This window comes from Streptomyces rapamycinicus NRRL 5491, from assembly GCF_024298965.1.
In the GTDB taxonomy this organism is placed as follows: Bacteria; Actinomycetota; Actinomycetes; order Streptomycetales; family Streptomycetaceae; genus Streptomyces; species Streptomyces rapamycinicus.
This window is the reverse complement of record NZ_CP085193.1, coordinates 6662425-6682448: the sequence shown is the minus strand read 5'-3', so window position 1 is coordinate 6682448 and position 20024 is coordinate 6662425. Positions and strand designations below refer to the sequence as shown.

Sequence of the window (20024 nt, the reverse complement as noted above, 5' to 3'; positions counted from 1 at the left end):
TCGTCATCCCTGTCGTAGCCGCTGGTCGCCACTTACGCTGCTGTCATGACTCAACAGGTACGCGGCGTGGTAGCTCCCGGCAAGGGCGAGAAGGTCAGGATCGAGACGATCGTGGTGCCGGACGCCGGCCCCGGCGAGGCGGTGGTGCGGATCCAGGCGTGCGGCGTCTGCCACACCGATCTGCACTATCGGGAGGGCGGGATCAACGATGAGTTCCCCTTCCTGCTCGGCCATGAGGCGGCGGGCACCGTGGAGTCCGTGGGCGAGGGCGTCACGGAGGTCGCCCCCGGCGACTATGTGATCCTCAACTGGCGCGCGGTCTGCCACGAGTGCCGGGCCTGCCGCCGCGGCCGCCCCTGGTACTGCTTCAACACCCACAACGCGAAGCAGCCCATGACCCTGACCGACGGCACCGCGCTCTCCCCGGCGCTCGGCATCGGCGCCTTCGCCGAGAAGACGCTCGTGGCGGCCGGACAGTGCACCAAGGTCGACCCCTCGGCCTCGCCCGCCGCGGCCGGGCTGCTCGGCTGCGGGGTGATGGCAGGCATCGGCGCCGCGCTCAACACCGGCAACGTCCAGCGCGGTGACTCCGTCGCCGTGATCGGCTGCGGCGGGGTCGGCGCCGCCTCGGTCGCCGGGGCGCGGCTGGCCGGGGCCGCGAAGATCATCGCGGTGGACCTGGACGAGCGGAAGCTGGAGTGGGCCCGCTCGCTGGGCGCCACCCACACCATCGACGCCAAGAGCGCCGACGTCGTCGAGGCCGTCCGGGAACTGACCGACGGCAACGGCGCCGACGTCGTCATCGAGGCGGTCGGCCGCCCCGAGACCTACAAGCAGGCGTTCTACGCCCGCGACCTGGCCGGCACCGTCGTCCTGGTCGGCGTCCCCACCCCCGAGATGAAGCTGGAGCTGCCGCTCCTGGACGTCTTCGGACGCGGCGGGGCGCTCAAGTCCTCCTGGTACGGGGACTGTCTGCCGGACCGCGACTTCCCCATGCTGGTCGACCTCTACCAGCAGGGCCGCCTCGACCTGGACGCGTTCGTCAGCGAGACGATCGGGCTCGAGGACATCGAGGAGGCGTTCGCCAAGATGCACCGCGGTGAGGTGCTCCGCTCGGTGGTGATGTTCTGATGACCCCTCCGCCCGTACGCGTCGACCACCTCGTCACCTCCGGCACCTTCTCGCTGGACGGCGGCACCTGGGAGGTGGACAACAACGTGTGGCTGATCGGCGACGACCACGAGGTGTACGTGATCGACGCCGCGCATGACGCCGACGCCATCGCGGACGCCGTCGGCGGCCGCCGGCTGCTCGGCATCATCTCCACCCACGGCCACGACGACCACATCGACGCGGCCCCGGCGCTCGCCGAGCGCACCGGCGCGCCGATCCTGCTGCATCCGGAGGACGAGGTGCTGTGGCGGATGCGCCACCCGGACCGCGCCCCGGACAAGCCGCTGGCCGACGGTGACGCCCTCACCGTGGCCGGGACGCGGCTGCGGGTGCTGCACACCCCCGGCCATTCCCCCGGCGCGGTCTGTCTGTACGCACCGGCGCTGACCACGGTCTTCTCCGGGGACACCCTGTTCCAGGGCGGCCCGGGCGCCACCGGGCGCTCGTACTCGTCCTTCCCGACGATCATCGAGTCGATCCGGGAGCGGCTGCTGACGCTGCCGCCGGAGACGGTGGTCCGCACCGGCCACGGCGACTCCACGACCGTCGGGGACGAGGCCCCGCATCTGGAGGAGTGGATCGCGCGCGGGCACTGAAGCCCCCGGTTGATTCACCCCCGGACAAGCCAGCCCCACACCCGAACACGTAGACCACGCGGGAGCCATCGCGCCCCCGCGGTCGGCCCACCCCCGGTCCGCGGGGCCGCGCTCACCAGACCGCGGCCCCGCGGACCGTCTCGGCCACCGCCGCCGGGCGCTGGAAGGAGCGGTCGCAGTAGACGAGCGGGTCGTCCTCGCCGACATGGGCCGCCACGACCCGGCCGATGAGGACGGAGTGGTCGCCGCCGTCCACGACGCGGTGCAGTGAACAGGCGACCCGGGCGACCGCCTCCGGTATGCCCGGCAGCCCCAGCTCCATCGGCAGGGTGTCCCCCGCCGCGAACCGGTCCGCACCGGAGGCGGCGAAGCGCCTCGCGATGCCCGCCTGGCCCTCCGCCAGAATGTTGATCATGAAGCTTTCGGCGGTGGTGAACGCCTCATGGGTGCTCGCGGTCTTGCCCAGGCAGATCAGCACCAGTGGCGGGGCCAGGGACAGCGAGCTGAACGAGCTGCCCGTGAACCCCCATCTGCGTCCGGACGCGTCGACCGTCGTGGCCACCGTCACGGGGGCGGGCACCCGGGCCATGGCCCGGGTGAACTCCTCAGAGGTGATGGTCATCGACGCTTCACCACTCGTCCTCCAGCAACTCGATCTCCTCCTGCTCCAGATTCGACAGGGCGAGGTCCGAGGGGGTGTGGCCGCCCGCGCCGGGTCCGGCCGCATGCAGCGCCATCCCGTCCAGGGCGCGCAGCCACACCTCGCCGACCTCCCGTACCTCCGCCTCGGACAGCACATCGGAGGCATAGGTCCAGGTCACCATGAGCTCAGGGCCATCGGGGCGGTCGATGGTGACGGCGTTCAGCTCCAGTCCGTACGGGGTGCCAGGACCGTCGCCGCCGAGGTCGAGCCCGAGCGCCTCCGAGGCCGGGCGCCAGTCGCCCCCGGGCCCGTCGTGGACCTCGACCCGGCCCAGATAGTTGAAGCCGATCCGCGGCACGGCCGCCCCGGACAGCTCCGCGGCCGTCTCCCGGTCCAGATGGCGCAGCAGGCCGTAGCCGATCCCGGTGCCGGGCACCGCGCGCAGCTGTTCCTTGATCCGCTTGACCACGCGCCCGGTGGCCGGGCCGCCCGACCACAGCTCGCCCCACTGCACCTGGCCGGGGTCCAGCCGCACCGGGTGGAGGCTGGTGAACCAGCCCACCGTACGGGACAGATCCACGCCCCCGACGCTCTCGTCCCGGCCATGGCCCTCCACGGCGACCAGCACCGAGGTGGCCGAGGAGCCCAGCCGGCGGCGGCGGTCGGTGACCGCCAGCGCCAGCGCGCTCAGCAGCACGTCGTCCACACCGCAGTGGAACACCGACGGCACCTCGCCGAGCAGCGGCGCGGTCTTCGCGGCCGGCAGCGTCATGGTGACGCGGGCGACCGGTCCGGCCGGGTCGTGCCCGGGGCCCGACGCGGTCCCGCCGAGCCGGGCGTCCGGAGCGGACAGGATGTCCGTCCACAGCGGCAGCTCCGCCCGCCGTTCCGGCCTGCGCACCTCGGCCGCCAGAAGTTCGCTCCAGCGGCGCACCGAGGTGCCCACCGGGGTGAGCTCCGGCTCCCGTCCGGCGGCGACGGCCGTCGCGATGTCGGCGAGGTCCTGGAGCAGGATCCGCCAGGACACCCCGTCGACCACCAGGTGGTGGGCGACGAGCAGCAGCCGTCCCGGCCGTCCGGGACCAGCGTCGAACCACACCGCGCGCACCATCTCGCCGTCCCGCGGCGCCAGCTCCGCGCGGGCCTCGGTGAGGGCGCGGCCGATCAGCGGGGCGAGGTCCGCGGGCGCGGCGTCGGCGATGCCGACCCGGCGGACGCGGTCCGCGCAGGACACCGCACCGGCCGGTGGCACGCTCAGCCGCCAGCCGCCGTCGCCGTAGTCCTCGTTGCCCCCATTGTCCCCGTTGTTCCCGTTGCCGTGGTCGACCAGCCGGGCGCGCTCGCCGCCCCCGTCGCCCCCGTCGCTCCCGTCGCCGCGGTCGACCAGCCGGGCGCCCCCGCCGTCCCCATCGCCCCCGTCGACCAGCCGGGCGCGCAGCACATCGTGCCGGTCGTGCAGCGCCTGGAGCGCGGTGGTGAGGGTCGCCAGGTCCAGGTCCGCCGGGGTCCGTACGAGCATCGGCTGGCTGAAGGGGTCGATCGCACCGCCGCGCTCCCGCAGCCAGTGCATGATCGGCGTGGGGGCGAACTCGCCGACGGGGTTGTCCGGTTCGCGGGAGGCCGCGTCGTCCAGCACCTCCGCCACCGCGGCGAGCCCGGCCACCGTCTTGTGCTCGAACACGTCGTTGACGGCGAGGACCAGACCCGCCGCCCGGGCGCGGGCGATGAGCTGCATCGACACGATGCTGTCGCCGCCCAGTTCGAAGAAGCTGTCGTCGATGCCGACCGAGGGCAGCCGGAGCACCTCGGCGAAGACCGCGCACAGCGCCTCCTCGACCGGGGTGCGCGGGGGCCGCGAATCGGCCGCCGCGCCGAAGCTCGGCGCGGGCAGCGCCGTGCGGTCGAGTTTGCCGTTCGGGGTGAGGGGCAGCCGGTCCAGGACCACGAACGCGGACGGGATCATGTACTCCGGCAGCGACTCGCCGAGCCTCGTGCGCAGCGCTCCGGGATCCGGCGCCGCACCGGGGACCTTCGGCACCACATAGGCGACCAGACGCGCTCCGGCGCCCTGGTCGGCGCGGGCGAGCGCCACTGCCTGGCCGACCGCCTCATGGGCGGTCAGCACCGTCTCGATCTCGCCGAGTTCGATCCGGAAGCCGCGCACCTTCACCTGGTGGTCGGCCCGGCCCGAGAACTCCAGCCGGCCGTCGGCGGTCCGGCGGACGATGTCGCCGGTACGGTACATGCGCTCGCCGGGGCCGCCGAACGGGCAGGCCACGAACCGCTCCGCGGTCAGCGCGGGCCGGTTGTGGTAGCCCCGTACGACGCCCGCGCCCGCGATGTAGAGCTCGCCCGGCACCCCGGGGGCGACCGGCCGCAGCCGGTCGTCCAGCACATAGACCCGGGTGTTGGCGATCGGGGTGCCGATCGAGGGCGCGCCGTGGCCGTCCGTCAGGTCCGCGGCCGTCGACCAGATGGTGGTCTCGGTCGGTCCGTAGAGGTTGGTCAGCGCGGCGGCCGACGTGCGCAGCCGCGTGGCCAGGGCCTCCGGCAGCGCCTCACCGCCGACCAGCACTCGCAGCCCGCGCAACGCCTCCGGCGACGCGGTGACCATGGCCTGCCACAGCGACGGCGTCGCCTGGACGACCCCCGCCCCGGTCTCCTCGGCCATCCGCAGCAGCGCGGCCGGGTCGCGCACGGTGTCCCGGTCGGCGATCACCACGCCCGCGCCGCACAGCAGCGGCAGATAGAGCTCCAGTGCCGCGATGTCGAACGACACCGTGGTGACCGCGAGCAGCCGGTCGGCGGGGCCGAGGCCGAACCGCTCGCCCATGTCGTCCAGGAAGTTGCTCAGCGCGCCGTGCGGGACGACCACGCCCTTCGGGCGGCCGGTCGAACCGGAGGTGTAGATGACATACGCCGGGTGATCCGGTGAGCACACCGCACCGGGCGCGGCCGTGGGCGCCGCCGCCAGTTCGGCGACGGTGTCCGGGTCGTCCAGCACCAGCACCGGTACGCCGCCCACCACAGCACCACCGGCCGCGGCAGCCTCCCCACCACGGACGGCAGCCTCCCCGCCACGGACGGCAGCCTCCCCGCCACGGACGGCAGCCTCCCCGCCACGGTCCGCCAGGCCCTGCCCACCCACCACAGCACCACCGGCCGCGGCAGCCTCCCCGCCACGGACGGCAGCCTCCCCACCACGGTCCGCCAGGCCCTGCCCACCCACCACAGCACCACCGGCCGCGGCAGCCTCCCCGCCACGGACGGCAGCCTCCCCACCACGGTCCGCCAGGCCCTGCCCACCCACCACAGCACCACCGGCCGCGGCAGCCTCCCCGCCACGGACGGCAGCCTCCCCACCACGGTCCGCCAGGCCCCGCCCGCCACCGTCACCGCCGTCCCAGCCGTCACCGCCGTCCCAGTCGCCCTCGCCGTCCACGCCGCCCTCGCCGTCCCCGCCGAAACCGCCGTCCCCGACGTCCCGCGTCAGCAGCGGCGCGGTGCCGGAGGTGGCCAGCGCCAGTGCGGGGCGGGCGTCCTGGAGGGTGTAGCCGATCCGGTCCCTGGGGTGCTCCGGGTCCAGCGGCAGATAGGCCGCCCCGGTCTTGAGCACGGCCAGCAGGGCGACGAGCAGGTCCGCCGAGCGCGGCAGCGCCACGGCCACCAGCCGCTCGGGGCCCGCCCCACGGGCGGTCAGCAGCGCGGCGAGCCGGTTGGCGCGCGTCTCCAGCTGGGCGTAGGTCAGCTCGACACCGCCGGAGAGCACCGCGACGGCCGACGGGGTACGGGCGGCCTGCGCCTCGTACAGTTCGTGGACCCGGCGTGCGGGCAGCGGCCGCGCGGTGTCGTTCCACTCGACCAGCACCCGCTCGCGCTCGGCCGCCGAGAGCACCTCGACCTCGCTGATCCGCAGCCCCGGGTCACCGGTCACCGCCTCCAGCACCTGGATCAGCCGCCGCACCAGCGTCTCCACGCTGTCCGCGTCGAACAGCTCGGTGCTGTACTCGCAGACGCCGGACAGCGCGCCCGGCCGGTCCGGCCACTCGCCGAAGGCGAAGCTCAGGTCGACCTTGGCGACGCCCAGGTCGACCAGCTCGGGCCGCAGATCCAGCCCGCCCAGCGTGGTCTCGGCGGCCGGCATGTTCTGGACCATCAGCATGACCTGGAACAACGGGTGCCGGGCCAGGGACCGCTCCGGGTCGACCACCTCCACCAGCCGCTCGAACGGCACGTCCTGGTGGGCGTAGGCGTCCAGCGCGGTGCGCCGCACCCGCTCCAGCAGCTGGTCGAACGTCGGGTCGCCCGAGGTGTCGGTGCGCAGCACCAGCGTGTTCAGGAAGACGCCGATCAGGTCCTCCAGAGCCTGGTCGGGACGCCCGGCGATGGGGCTGCCGACCGGGATGTCCTCTCCGGCGCCCAGCTTGGTCAGCAGCAGGGCCAGCGCCGACTGCAGCACCATGAAGGTGCTGACCCCGCGGGCCCGGGCCAGCGCGGTGAGCCGCTCGTGCAGCCCGGGCTCGATCGCGAAGTCCAGGGTGCGGCCGCGATGGCCGGCCACGGCCGGCCGGGGCCGGTCGGTGGGCAGGGTCAGCTCGTCCGGCAGCCCGGCGAGCGCCTGGCGCCAGTACGCCAGCTGGCGGGAGGCCAGGCTCTCCGGGTCGTCCTCGTCGCCGAGGTGGTCACGCTGCCAGAGGGTGTAGTCGGCGTAGGCGACCGGCAGCGGCTCCCAGGCCGGGGCCCGGCCGTCGCAGCGGGCGGCGTAGGCGGCCGACAGGTCGCGCACCAGTGGCGCCGTGGACCAGCCGTCGGTGGCGATGTGATGGATCGCCAGGGCCAGGACGTACTCGTTCGCGCCGAGCGCGAACAGGGTGGTGCGCAGCGGCAGTTGAACGGTCAGGTCGAAGCCCCGGGTGACGGTCGCCCGGAGCTGCTCCGGCAGCGCGTCCTCGGTCGTCTCCACCACGGTCAGCGGTATCCGCACCGCGTCCGGGTCCCACACCTGCTGCCGGGGCGAGCCGTCCGTCTCGGGGAAGACCGTGCGCAGGCTCTCGTGCCGGCCGATCAGATCGCACAGCGCCTGCTCCAGGGCCGCCCGGTCCAGCTCCCCGGACAGCCGCAGCACCACCGGCACGTTGTAGGTGGCGCTCGGCCCCTCCATCCGGCCGAGGAACCACAGCCTGCGCTGGGCGAAGGACAGCGGCAGCACCTCGGGCCGCTCGCGGGCGGTCAGCGGCAGCCGGGCGGCCGCCTCCCCGTCCAGGGCCCTCGCCAGGGCCGCCACGGTCGGGGCCTCGAAGAGCGTGCGGACCGACAGCTCGACGGCCAGAACCGAACGGATCCGGTTGACGATCCTGGCCGCCAGCAGCGAATGGCCGCCCAGGTCGAAGAAGTTGTCGTCCACGCCGACCGCGGGCACGCCGAGCACATCGGCGAACAGACCGCAGAGGATCTCCTCGCGGGGTGTGCCCGCCGCGCGGCCCGCCGGCGCCGGCGCGTACTCCGGGGCGGGCAGCGCCTTGCGGTCGAGCTTGCCGCTGGCGTTCAAGGGCAGGGCTTCCAGCACCACGAACGCGGACGGCAGCATGTAGTCGGGCAGCGACGCGGCGAGCGCGTCGCGCAGCAGGCCCGGTTCGGGTGGATCACACGGGTCCTGCGGTACCACGTAGGCGACCAGCCGGCGTTCGCCGCTCCGGTCCTCCCGGGCGACCACGGCGCAGTCGGCCACGCCCCGGCAGGCGGAGAGCACCGCGGCGATCTCCCCCGTCTCGATCCGGAAGCCCCGGATCTTCACCTGGTCGTCCGCCCGGCCCAGATACTCCAGCAGACCGTCCATGGTCCAGCGCGCCAGATCACCGGTCCGGTACATGCGCGAGCCATCGCCCGCGAACGGATCGGCCACGAACCGCGACGCGCTCAGCCCCGGCCGCTTCAGATAGCCCTGCGCCACGCCGCCACCGGCCACGTACATCTCCCCCGGCACCCCCGGGGGCACCGGGCGCAGCGCACCGTCCAGCACATGGATCCGCAGGTCCGGAAGGCCGCGGCCGATGAGCGAGCCCGTGCCCGAGGCCGCCAGCTCCGCGTTCAGCGGCAGATGGCTGACGTGGACCGTGGTCTCGGTGATGCCGTACATGTTGACCAGCAGCGGTGCGCAGGGGGCGCCCTCGCCGTGCCGTTCGTACCAGTCGGCCAGCCGTCCCAGGTCCAGCGCCTCGCCACCGAACACCACATGGCGCAGCGCCAGCCGGTCGCCGGTCGCCGGGTCCTCCCGGTCGGCGTGAACCAGCTGGTAGAACGCCGAGGGCGTCTGGTTGAGGAAGGTCACCGCCTCGTCCGCGAGCAGCCGCAGGAAACGCTCCGGCGAACGGGACACGTCGAACGGCACCACCACGAGCCGGCCGCCATGCAGCAGCGGCCCCCACAGCTCCCACACCGAGAAGTCGAACGCGTAGGAGTGGAACAGCGTCCACACATCGTCCGGGCCGAACGCGAACCACTGCCGCGTGTGCTCGAAGAGCCGCACCACATTGCCGTGCGAGACCACCACGCCCTTGGGACGCCCCGTCGAACCCGATGTGTAGATCACGTACGCGGGTGCGCCCGGTACGAGCGGCGCGATCCGGTCGGCGTCCGTCAGGTCCGTACCCGGCAGTCCGGCGAGCCGGGCCGCGACCCGCTCATCGCCCAGCACCACCCGCGCCACGCCCTCCGGCAGCGGCACATCGGCCCGGGTGTCCGTCACCACGAGCGCCAGGTCCACGTCCGAGATCGTGTAGGCGATACGGTCCGCCGGATAGGAGGGGTCGATCGGCACATACGCGGCACCCGACTTCACCACCGCCAGCAGCGCCACCACCAGATCCACCGACCGCGGCAGCACCAGACCCACGAACCGGCCCGGCCCCGCGCCGCCCTCGACCAGCAACCGGGCCAGCGCGTTGGCCCGCTCGTTCAGCTCCCCGTACGTCAGCCCGTCCCCGCCCAGGGACACCGCCCGCGCACCGGGGCACTCCCGCACCCGCGCCTCGAACAGCTCCGGAAGCGTGGCCACGGCCTCACCGGCCGCGTCCCCGTTCCACTCCACCAGCACCCGGTGGCGCTCCGCCTCGGAGAGGAGGTCGATCTGCGTGAGGCGGACGGCCGGGTTGTCCGCCACCGTCTCCAGGAGGCGTACGAACCGGTCGGCCAGCGCCTGCGCGCCGGCCCGGTCGTACAGGTCGGTGTTGTAGACCAGCGTGCCGGTCATCCCGGCCGGGGAACCCCCGGCGTCGAAGGTCTCGCCGATGGCGAAGTCGAGGTCGAACTTGGCCGTGCGGTTGTTGGCGGGGTGCAGCCGGGTGTCCAGGCCGGGGAAGCGCAGCGTCAGCTCGGGGATGTTCTCGAACGTCAGCATGGTCTGGAACAGCGGGTGCCGGGAGAGCGACCGGTCCGGGCTCAGGGTCTCCACCAGCAGGTCGAACGGCACCTCCTGGTGGGCGTAGGCGGCCAGGTCCGCTTCCCGGACCCGCTCGACCAGTTGCCGGAAGGTGGGGTCGCCGGACACGTCGTTGCGCAGCACCAGGGTGTTGACGAAGAAGCCGATGCCGTCCACCAGGGACTCGTCGTTGCGGCCCGCGATGGCCGTGCCTACGGGGATGTCCTCGCCCGCGCCCAGCCGGGACAGCAGCGCGGCCAGGCCCGCCTGCACCACCATGAAGAGGCTGGCGCCGCTGGAGCGGGCGATGTCGGTCAGCGCGGTCTGCAGTTCGGGGCTCAGGGACAGCGGCAGACGGTCTCCGTCGTTGCCCAGCACCGCCGGGCGGGGCCGGTCGGTGGGCAGCTCCAGCTGCTCGGGCAGACCGGCGAGGGTCCGCTTCCAGTAGTCCAGCTGACCGCCCAGCAGGCCGTCCGGGTCGTCCTCGGCGCCCAGCAGCTCGGCCTGCCACAGCGTGTAGTCCGCGTACTGCACCGGCAGCGGCCGCCAGGCGGGCGCGGCCCCGGCGCGCCGCGCGGTGTAGGCGGCGACCAGGTCGTCCACCAGCGGGCCGAAGGACCAGCCGTCGGCGACGATGTGGTGCACCACGATCAGGAAGACGTGCTCGGTGGGGCTCAGCACCAGCAGGTCGGCGCGGATCGGCAGTTCGGAGGCGAGGTCGAAGCCGCGCCGCGCCACCTCCGACAGCGCCTCGTCCAGCCGCTCCTCGGCCACTTCGGAGACCCGGATCTCGGCCTGGGCCCCCTCGGCGTCCAGCACGACCTGGGAGGGCACACCGCCGCGGTCGGGGAAGAGGGTGCGCAGGCTCTCGTGCCGGGCGATGACGTCGTGCAGCGCGGTGTAGAGCGCGGCGCGGTCGAGCCGTCCGGTGAAGCGCAGCGAGACACCCAGGTTGTAGGTGCCGTCCGCGTGGCCGAGCTGGTTGATGAACCACAGTCCGCGCTGCGGGTACGCCAGCGGCACCTCCTCGGGGCGCTCCCGGGGCGTCAGCGGGGTGCGCGCCCCGGTGGCCCGGTCGACCAGCCGGGCCAGCTCGGCGACGGTCGGCGCGTCGAACAGGTCGCGCACCGCCACGTCGGCGCCCAGGACGGCCTGGATGCGCAGCACCAGCCGGGTGGCGAGCAGGGAGTGCCCGCCCAGGGAGAAGAAGTTGTCGTCCACCGACACCGAGGCCAGCTCGAGGATCTCGGCGAAGAGTCCGCACAGCACCTGCTCCTGCGGGGTGCGCGGAGACCTGCCCGCTCCCTCGCCGGTGAGCTCCGGCTCCGGCAGCGCCTTGCGGTCGAGCTTGCCGTTGGGGGTGAGCGGAAGGGTGTCCAGGGCCAGCACGGCGGAGGGCACCATGTAGTCGGGCAGCGCCTCGGCGAGATCCTCGCGCAGCGCGGATGTGTCGAGGCGGTGGCCCGGGGCGGGTACCGCGTAGGCGACCAGCCGCTTGTCCCCGGGACGGTCCTCGCGCACCACCACGGCGGCGGAGGCGACACCGGGGCGGCGGGCGACCGCTGCCTCGACCTCACCCGGCTCGATCCGGAAGCCCCGGATCTTCACCTGGTCGTCGGCGCGGCCGGCGAACTCCAGCACCCCCTCCTCGGTCCAGCGGGCGAGGTCGCCCACCCGGTACATCCGGCTGCCCGCCGGACCGTACGGGTCGGCGACGAACCGCTCCGCGCTGAGCGCGGGCGCCCGCCAGTAGCCGCGCGCCAGACCCTCGCCCGCGATGTACAGCTCGCCGACCACGCCCGGCGGCACCCGGCGCAACTGGCCGTCCAGGACGTGGGCCCGCGTGTTGTCCAGCGGGGCACCGATCGGTACCACGTCGGGCACCCGGTCGGCGGAGGTCACCCGGTGGAAGGTGGCGAAGGAGGTGGTCTCGGTCGGGCCGTAGGTGTCCTTGAACACCATGCCGGGGAACCGCTCGAGCAGGGCACGCACCGCCGTACCGGGCACGACGTCGCCACCGGCCAGCAGCTCCCGCACCCCGGTCAGGCAGTCCAGGTCGTTCTCGGCCACGACGCGGAAGAGCCCGGCGGTCAGGTGCAGTCCGGTGATGCCGTGCTCGGCGATCATACGGCGCAGGGTGCGGACGTCCATGTCCTGCGGCGGGGCGATGACGACCGTGCCGCCGGTGAGCAGCGGCACCCACAGCTCGTAGTTGGCGGCGTCGAAGGCGTGCGGCGCGTGCAGCAGCACCCGGCGGTGGGCGTCGGCCTCGAAGCAGCCGTCCAGGGCGAACGCCAGCAGATCGCGGTGGGTGACCGCGACACCCTTGGGGCGGCCGGTCGAGCCGGAGGTGAACATCACATACGCGAGCCGGTCGGGGTGGACGGCCACCACAGGAGGCTGATCCGGATGCCCGGTGAAGTCGTCGTCCACCACGACGGTGGTGGCCCGGTGGGTGAACTCCAGCTCCGGCTGGGCCCGGTCGAGGAGCAGCACCGACGGTTCGGTCCGCTCCATCACCTGCTCCCAGCGGGCCTGCGGGGCGCGCGAGTCCAGCGGCACATACGCGGCACCGGCCTTGACCACGGCGAGCAGGGAGACGACGAGCTCCACCGAGCGCTGCTGGAGCACGGCCACCCGCGCCTCCGGACCGGCGCCCGCGGCGAGCAGCCGGTGCGCGAGCCGGTTGGCGCGCGTCTCCAGCTCCCGGTAGCTGATCTCCGTGCCGTCCGCGGCGATGAGCGCGGTCGCGTCCGGGGCGGCGGCCACCCGCTCGGCGAACCGGGCGGGTACGGAGCCGGTGAGCGCGGGCGCCTCGCGGACCGGGCCGGCCCACTCCACGGCCAGCCTGCGGGCCTCCCCGGGTATCAGGACGTCGATCTCGGCGATGCTGCCTGCGGGCCGCGCCACGGCCGACTCCAGCACCGTCAGGAACCGCGCCACCATCCGGCGCACGGTCTCGGCGTCGTACAGATCCGTGGCGTACAGCACCTGGCCACCGATCCCGGCCGGCGCCCCCTCCGCGTCCCGGCGCTCACTGAAATCGAACTGCAGGTCGAACTTGGCGATGGTGAGGTCGCCCGGGGCCACCGAGGCGGTCAGACCGGGCAGTTCCAGCGAGCGGTCCGGGTGGTCCTGCATGCTCAGCAGGATCTGGAACAGCGGGTGCCGGGACCGCGAGCGGTCCGGATTGAGCACCTCGACCAGCCGCTCGAACGGCACGTCCTGATGCGCGTAGGCGGCCAGGTCGGCCCGGCGGACCCGGTCCACCAGCTCGGTGAACGACGGCCGCCCGGAAGTGTCGGTGCGCAGCACCAGCGTGTTGACGAAGAACCCGACCAGGTCGTCCAGGGCCTCGTCGGTCCGTCCGGCGATCGGGCTGCCGACCGGGATGTCGTCGCCCGCGCCGAGCTTGGACAGCAGCACGGCCAGCGCCGCCTGCAGCACCATGAACACGCTGGCGCCGCCGGCGTGGGCGACGGCGAGCAGCTCACGGTGGAGTTCGGGGCCGATCTCGCAGTCCAGTACGGCGCCGCGGTGGCTCGCCACGGCGGGCCGGGGCCGGTCGGTGGGCAGGGCCAGCTCCTCGGGGAGACCGGCCAGCGCGGTCTTCCAGTACGCCAGCTGACGGGCCAGCGGACTGGTCTCGTCGGAGTCCTCGCCCAGCAGTGACCGCTGCCAGAGGGTGTAGTCGGCGTAGGCGACCGGCAGCGGCTCCCAGCCGGGGGCCCGGCCGTCGCAGCGGGCGGTGTAGGCGGCCGAAAGATCGCGCACCAGCGGCGCCAGGGACCAGCCGTCCCCGGCGATGTGGTGGACCACGACGGACAGCACGTGCTCACCGCCGCCGAGGTGGAACAGCTCGGCGCGCAGCGGCAGTTCGGCGGCGAGTCGGAAGCTGTGGCCGGCGGCGGCCGCCAGGGCGGCGGGCAGGTCCGCGGCGGCGACCTCGGACGCGTACGGCAGCGGCGGCAGTTCCCCGGCGGGCACCAGGTGCTGCCGGGGTTCGCCCGCGGTGTCGGGGAAGACGGTGCGCAGGCTCTCGTGCCGCAGCAGGACGTCGCGCAGCGCCGCCCGCAGCGCCGGGACGTCCAGGTCGCCGGACATCCGCAGCACGAAGGGGATGTTGTACGTGGGGTTGGGGCCGTCGAGCCGGTCGAGGAACCACAGCCGGGCCTGGGCGAACGACAGCGGCATGGGCTCCGGCCGGTCCGCCGGGATCAGCGCGGGCCGCGCCGCCCGCGCGGTGTCCAGCAACTCGGCGAGCGTGGCCACGGTGGGCCGGTCGAACACCTCGTGGACGGCGAGTTCCACGCCGAGCACGGAGCGGATCCGGCCGGCGAGCCGGGTGGCGGCCAGCGAATGGCCGCCGAGCGCGAAGAAGTTGTCGTCCACACCGACCGCGGGCACGCCGAGCACCTCGGCGAACAGCCCGGCGAGCACCTGCTCGCCCGGGGTGCGGGCGTCCCGTCCGGCCGCCCCGCCGGTCACCTCCGGCTCCGGCAGCGCCCGTGCGTCGAGCTTGCCGCTGGGGGTGAGCGGCAGCGCGGGCAGGATGACGAACGCGGCGGGCAGCATGTAGTCCGGCAGCGACTCGCCGAGCTTCTTGCGCAGCAGTCCGGGATCCAGCGCCTCGCCGGGGGCCTGCGGCGCGGACCCAACAGCCCAGGTACCAAAAGAAGACGCCGGATCCAGCACCTCGCCGAGGGCCTGCGGCGGGGCCTGCGGCACCACATAGGCGACCAGCCGACGCTCACCGCCCCGGTCGTCCCGGGCGACCACCGCGCAGTCGGCGACGCCCTGGCAGGCCGACAGCGCGGCCGCGATCTCACCGGTCTCGATCCGGAAGCCCCGGATCTTCACCTGGTCGTCGGCACGGCCCAGGTACTCCAGCAGCCCGTCGGCGTTCCAGCGGGCCAGGTCGCCGGTGCGGTACATCCGGCTGCCGTGGCCCGCGAACGGGTCGGCCACGAACCGGGTGGCGCTCAGGCCGGGCCGCTTCAGATAGCCCTGCGCGACACCGGCGCCCGCCACGTACATCTCCCCGGCCACGCCCGGGGGCGCCGGGCGCAGCGCGCCGTCCAGCACCCGCACCCGCAGATCGGGGATGGACCGGCCGATCAGCGAACCGGCGCCGGAGGCGGCGAGTTCGGGGTCCAGGGCCAGATGGCTGACGTGAACCGTGGTCTCGGTGATGCCGTACATGTTGACCAGCAGCGGTGCGCAGGGGGCGCCCTCGCCGTGCCGTTCGTACCACTCGGCCAGCCGTCCCAGGTCCAGCGCCTCACCGCCGAAGACCACATGGCGCAGCGCCAGCCGGTCGCCGGTCGCCGGGTCCTCCCGGTCGGCGTTGACGAGCTGGTAGAACGCCGACGGGGTCTGGTTGAGGAAGGTCACCCGCTCGTCCGCCAACAACCGCAGGAAACGCTCCGGCGACCGCGACACCTCGAACGGGACGACGACGAGCCGCCCGCCGTGCAGCAGCGGCCCCCACAGCTCCCACACCGAGAAGTCGAAGGCGTAGGAGTGGAACAGGGTCCACACCTCGTCGGCGCCGAAGGGGAACCACCGGCGGGTGGCGGTGAACAGCCGGACCACGTTGTGGTGGGAGACCACGACGCCCTTGGGGCGCCCGGTGGAACCGGAGGTGTAGATGACGTACGCGGGGGCCACCGGCAGCAGGGGCGAGGGCCGGTCGGCGTCGGTCAGATCGGTGCCGGGCAGGGCGGCGAGCCTCGCCAGCACCTCCTCCTCGCCCAGCACCACCCGCTCCACGTCCTCCGGGAGCGCCACCTCGACCCGGGTGTCCGTCACCAGCAGGGTCAGGTCCACATCGGAGATGGTGTACGCGATGCGGTCCGCCGGATACGCGGGGTCGATGGGCACATAGGCGGCGCCCGACTTCACCACCGCGAGCAGCGCCACCACCAGGTCGATCGAGCGGGGCAGCACCAGGCCCACGAACCGGCCAGGACCGGCGCCCCGCGCGACCAGCAGCCTGGCCAGCGCGTTGGCCCGCGCGTTCAGCTCGGCGTAGGTCAGCGTGTCCGCGCCGAGGGACACCGCCCGCGCACCGGGGCACTCCCGCACCCGCGCCTCGAACAGCTCGGTGAGGGTGGCGGTCGCGGCCGGGGCCGTGCCACCGTCGTCCACCAGCACCTGCCGGCGCTCCGCCTCGGTGGCGATGTCCAGCAGGCCGAGCGGCCGGTCCGGCGCACCGGCGCCCAGGGCGCGCAGCAGTCCGGTCAGGCGCTCGCCGTGGCGCTCCACCTCGGCGGCGGAGTACAGCTCGGGGCTGGCGTTGAGCTCCACCCGGAGCCCGCCGTCGCCCGCCCGGTTGTCGACGACGACGGTCAGATCGTCGTCGTGACCGATGGTCAGGTTGTGCACGACGCCCGGGTGGCCGCCGAAGTCCAGGTCGTAGTCGAACATGATGATGTTGACGCGCGGGCCGACCAGACGGCTGCCGTCGGCCAGTGTGCCGGCGTCGCGGCGCAGCTCCTCGTAGCGGTAGCGCTGGTGCCGCAGCGCGCCGCGCATCCGCCGGGAGACCTGGCCCAGCAGTTCGGCGACGGTGTCCCCGGGCCGGACGGACAGCCGCAGCGGCACGAGGTTGGACACCATGCCGGGCACGCTCGCGGCGTCGCCGCCGGGCCGGGCCGCGACCGGGAGGGCGAGGACGACGTCGGTGCGGCCGGTGATCCGGTGCAGATACAGCGCCTGGGCGGCGACGGCCACCGTCGGCCAGGCGGTGCCCGCCTCGCGGGCCAGCGACCGGATCGACTCGACGGCGGCCGGCTCCAGCGTGGAGACCACCCGCAGCAGCGGGCCGTCCGGATAGCGGGTGGGCTGTGCGGTGAGGCCCTGGACCTCGGGGCGGTCGGCCAGCTGCTCGGCCCAGTACCGCCGGTCGCGGACGATCTCCTCGGACCCGCCGTACGCGGCGTCGGCCTCGATGAGCTCCCGCAAGCCCCCGTGGCCGGACTCCGGGCACGGCTCCCCCGCCACGGCGGCCGAGTACACGGCGGCGACCCGGCGCGCGATCATGCCCACGCTCTGGCCGTCCAGCGCGATGTGGTGATGGCGCTGGTACCAGACGTACCGGTCCTCGGCGAGCCGGAACAGCGCGAAGGTGAACAGCGGTCCGGCGAAGAGGTCCACCGGGCGCTTCTGGTCGGCCGCGGCCCATTCGCGCACGGCGGCCTCCGGATCGTCCTGTCCGGACACGTCCACGAGGTGGAACGGCCAGTCGAGTCCGGGCGCCACGACCTGGTACGGACCGTCGGCGTCCGCGCCGAAGGACACCCGCAGGGCCTCGGTCTCGTCCACCACCCGCCGCAGGGCGGCCTCGAACAGCCCGGGGTCGACGGGGCCCTGGATGTCCACCCGCTCCGCCAGGCCGAAGAGCGGATTGGCGGGATCGCCCTGGACGGCGTACCAGATTCCCCGCTGGCCGTCGGTCAAGCGGAATCGAACACCCTGCGGGACAGACATGCACTCACTCCACACTCGATGGGAGAAAGGAGACAGTCGGCTGAACAGCCTTCACTCGTCGCAGCCTGTCCGACGCCCGTGAGGTGCGACAACGACAGTGCAAAGAATTGAGTACGTGATCCGGGAGGCGTAGCGGGGCTTCCGATTTGAACTATTCAAGGCGATGTAGGCGGAACCCCTCGCCATGGGCACCCTGTGAGCCATGAACCCCATAGGGCAGAATGCCGAGCGCCGCGAACAGGACTCGGCGGCGATGACCGCCGAGATCACCCACACCGCGTCGCTCGAAGCGTTGCTCGCGGCCCCTTGTCCGGACTTCCCCGTCCTGCCCGGGGTGTGCGTTCTGGAGTATCTGCGGGCGAGCGCCGAGGCCACCCCGCCCGCCCCGGGCCTGCGCTGGCGCGCGGTGGACCGGGTGCGGTTCCTGAGCGCGGTGTTCCCCGGTGAGGAACTGACGGTCCGGCTGACCTGGCAGCGGTCGGGCGAGCACGAATGGACCGGGCTGGCCACCGCGAACACGGTGCGCGGTACGGCGGCCTCCGCCCGGTTGCGCTACGTCGAGGAGGCAGACCGGTGACCAGACCAACCACCACGAACACCACACGCCACACAACAGCCTCCACCCGGCTGTTCCCCGCCCCGCTGCGCTACGTACGGGAGGCAGACCGGTGACCAGACCAACCACCACGAACACCACACGCCACACAACAGCCTCCACCCGGCTGTTCCCCGCCCCGCTGCGCTACGTACGGGAGGCAGACCGGTGACCAGACCAACCACCACGAACACCACACGCCACACAACAGCCTCCACCCGGCTGTTCCCCGCCCCGCTGCGCTACGTACGGGAGGCAGACCGGTGATCGAACTGGACGGGGTGCGCCGGCTGCTCCCGCGCCGCCGCCCCATGCTGCTGGTGGACCGGGTGCTGGAAGTCGTCCCGGGTGAGCGGATCGTCGCGGCAAAGGCCGTCACCTGCAATGAGCCGTGGTACGCGCGGCTCCCCGAATCCACCCCCGCCGAACGGCTCGGCTATCCGTCGGCCCTGGTGATCGAGTCGTGGGGCCAGGCCGCCGGGATCCTGTCGCGGCTGAGCGGTGAGCTGCCCGAGGGCATGATGCTGCTCGCCGGGATGAGCGACGTCCTGGTGCACCGCACGGTCCTGCCCGGGGTGCTGCTGGAGCACCGGGCGAGGATCGTCAGGACCATCGGCGACCATCTGATCTTCGAGGGAGAGAGTCTGGTGGACGGGCACACGATGGTGTCCATCGGGCAGATGGTGATGGCGTTCCGCCCCGCGAGCGCGCTGCTCCCGCCGGACGGGGACGGGCGCTGAACCGAGGGGCGCCGAACCACTGACAGCGAACCACTGACACCGGGCCGCCAGGTACTCCCTCGGGAGCACCTGGCGGCCCGTCGTCGGCACGGCGCTCAGGAGTCGGCGGTGGCCAGCCCCGCCTCGTCCGGCAGGAACCGGACCGGCAGGGTCGACATCCCGGCCATCAGATTGGAGTGGATCCGGCGCGGCTCACCGGTGAGCTCGACACCGCGCGTGAACGTCCGCATCGCGTCCAGCATCTCCTTCACCTCGACCCGCGCCAGGTAGGCGCCGAGGCAGAAGTGCGGACCGTAGCCGAAGGTGATGTGCTTGTTCGGCGAACGGCCCAGGTCCAGGACGTACGGGTGGTCGAAGACCGACTCGTCGCGGTTGGCCGAGGTGTTCCACAGCGTCACCACGTCGCCCGCCTTGATGGTCCCCCCGGCCATCTCGACGTCGACCAGCGCGGTGCGGCCGAAGTTCATCGCGGGGGTGGCCCAGCGCAGCGCCTCCTCGGTGGCCGACTCCAGCGTCACCGAACCCTCCTTGAGCCGCTTCCACTGCTCCGGTTCACGGCTGAGGGTGTAGAGGGAGTCGATCATCGTGAGCCGGCTGGTCTCGTCGCCGCCCAGGATGAGGCTGTAGCAGTTGAAGACGATGTCCTGATCGGTCAGCGGCACACCGTTGATGTCACTGGCGGTGAGCGTGCTGATCACGTCGTCCTGCGGATCGGCGCGCCGCTCGGCGACCAGGTCGCTGAAGTACAGCAGGATCTCGTTGCGCGCCAGGAACGCCTCCTCCGGGGCCTGGTCCGCCTCGTCCGAGCTGAGCGAGGACTTGGTCAGGCCCAGCAGATAGGCGTGGTCCTTCACCGGCACTCCGAGCAGGCCGCCCACGGTGGTCAGCGGGATCACCGAGGCCACCTCGGCCGCGAAGTCCCCCTCCCCCCGCCGGACCGCTTCGGCGATCATCCGGCGCGCGTTGACCCGGACCAGCGCCGCGACCTTGGACAGGGCTCGCGGCGAGAAGGCCTTGAGCATCACATTGCGCAGGTCCTTGTGGCGCTGGCCGTCGGTCACCGCCAGCATCTGGCCGGCGGCCGAGTCGCCGCCCGCCAGCAGCGTCACCAGGACGTTGCCCTTCTCCGAGGTGAGCCGCTGGTTGTCCCGGTAGAGCGCCATCACGTCGGCGTAGCGGCTGACCACCCAGAAGCCGGGAACGCCGTCGACCGGCGGATGCCAGTGCAGCGGGTGGTCGGCGCGCAGCCGGCGCCAGTACGCGTCCATGTCGTGCTCGAGGTAGGACTTGGGGTCGACCAGGTTGACCGCCGAGATCTCCTCCGGTACCTCTTCGCGGCTCTTCGCTGTCTGCACGCTCATCTCTCCAC

The 20024-nt window shown here is 73.2% G+C and carries 7 protein-coding genes; 4 read left to right on the top strand and 3 right to left on the bottom strand.

The features are described 5' to 3' along the window. Nucleotides 1–45: 45 nt before the first annotated feature. Nucleotides 46–1131: an S-(hydroxymethyl)mycothiol dehydrogenase gene (locus LIV37_RS28110; protein ID WP_121824418.1), complete on the top strand. Its 1086-nt coding sequence runs from the start codon at nt 46–48 to the stop codon at nt 1129–1131. Continuing rightward, complete coding sequence (locus LIV37_RS28105) at nt 1131–1769, top strand: MBL fold metallo-hydrolase (RefSeq protein WP_020870470.1); 639 nt, start codon at nt 1131–1133, stop codon at nt 1767–1769. The genes LIV37_RS28110 and LIV37_RS28105 overlap by 1 nt, the downstream gene beginning before the upstream one ends. 112 nt (nt 1770–1881) lie before the next feature. Here the strand turns inward: LIV37_RS28105 and LIV37_RS28100 are convergent, their stop codons facing one another. After that, on the bottom strand, nt 1882–2391 hold the full coding sequence (locus LIV37_RS28100; RefSeq protein ID WP_020870469.1) for a flavin reductase family protein: 510 nt from the start codon (nt 2389–2391) through the stop codon (nt 1882–1884). A 7-nt stretch (nt 2392–2398) separates the two neighbouring features. After that, entirely contained in the window at nt 2399–17290 is a 14892-nt protein-coding gene (locus LIV37_RS28090; RefSeq protein WP_158634880.1) for a non-ribosomal peptide synthetase, read from the bottom strand. 232 nt (nt 17291–17522) lie between these two features. Here LIV37_RS28090 and LIV37_RS28085 point away from each other — a divergent pair, with 232 nt between their 5' ends. Together LIV37_RS28085 and LIV37_RS28080 are read left to right on the top strand one after the other, a co-directional pair. Beyond that, nucleotides 17523–17897, top strand: a complete 375-nt coding sequence (locus tag LIV37_RS28085) for an ApeI family dehydratase (protein ID WP_121824420.1) — start codon at nt 17523–17525, stop codon at nt 17895–17897. 281 nt (nt 17898–18178) lie between these two features. Beyond that, a complete protein-coding gene (locus LIV37_RS28080) occupies nt 18179–18655 on the top strand; it encodes a 3-hydroxyacyl-ACP dehydratase FabZ family protein (RefSeq protein ID WP_020870466.1) in 477 nt (158 codons plus the stop codon). Between the two features lie 95 nt (nt 18656–18750). Here LIV37_RS28080 and LIV37_RS28075 read toward each other — a convergent pair whose 3' ends face one another. Beyond that, the gene (locus tag LIV37_RS28075) at nt 18751–20016 is read right to left on the bottom strand and encodes a cytochrome P450 (protein WP_020870465.1); all 1266 of its coding nucleotides are present in this window, start codon (nt 20014–20016) and stop codon (nt 18751–18753) included. Nucleotides 20017–20024 lie beyond the last annotated feature (8 nt).

What these genes read in the sequence shown, in the direction of transcription:
- LIV37_RS28110 (WP_121824418.1), top strand. Translation starts at nt 46, where the DNA reads ATGACTCAACAGGTACGCGGCGTGGTAGCTCCCGGCAAGGGCGAGAAG.
- LIV37_RS28105 (WP_020870470.1), top strand. Translation starts at nt 1,131, where the DNA reads ATGACCCCTCCGCCCGTACGCGTCGACCACCTCGTCACCTCCGGCACC.
- LIV37_RS28100 (WP_020870469.1), bottom strand. Translation starts at nt 2,391, where the DNA reads ATGACCATCACCTCTGAGGAGTTCACCCGGGCCATGGCCCGGGTGCCC.
- LIV37_RS28085 (WP_121824420.1), top strand. Translation starts at nt 17,523, where the DNA reads ATGAACCCCATAGGGCAGAATGCCGAGCGCCGCGAACAGGACTCGGCG.
- LIV37_RS28075 (WP_020870465.1), bottom strand. Translation starts at nt 20,016, where the DNA reads ATGAGCGTGCAGACAGCGAAGAGCCGCGAAGAGGTACCGGAGGAGATC.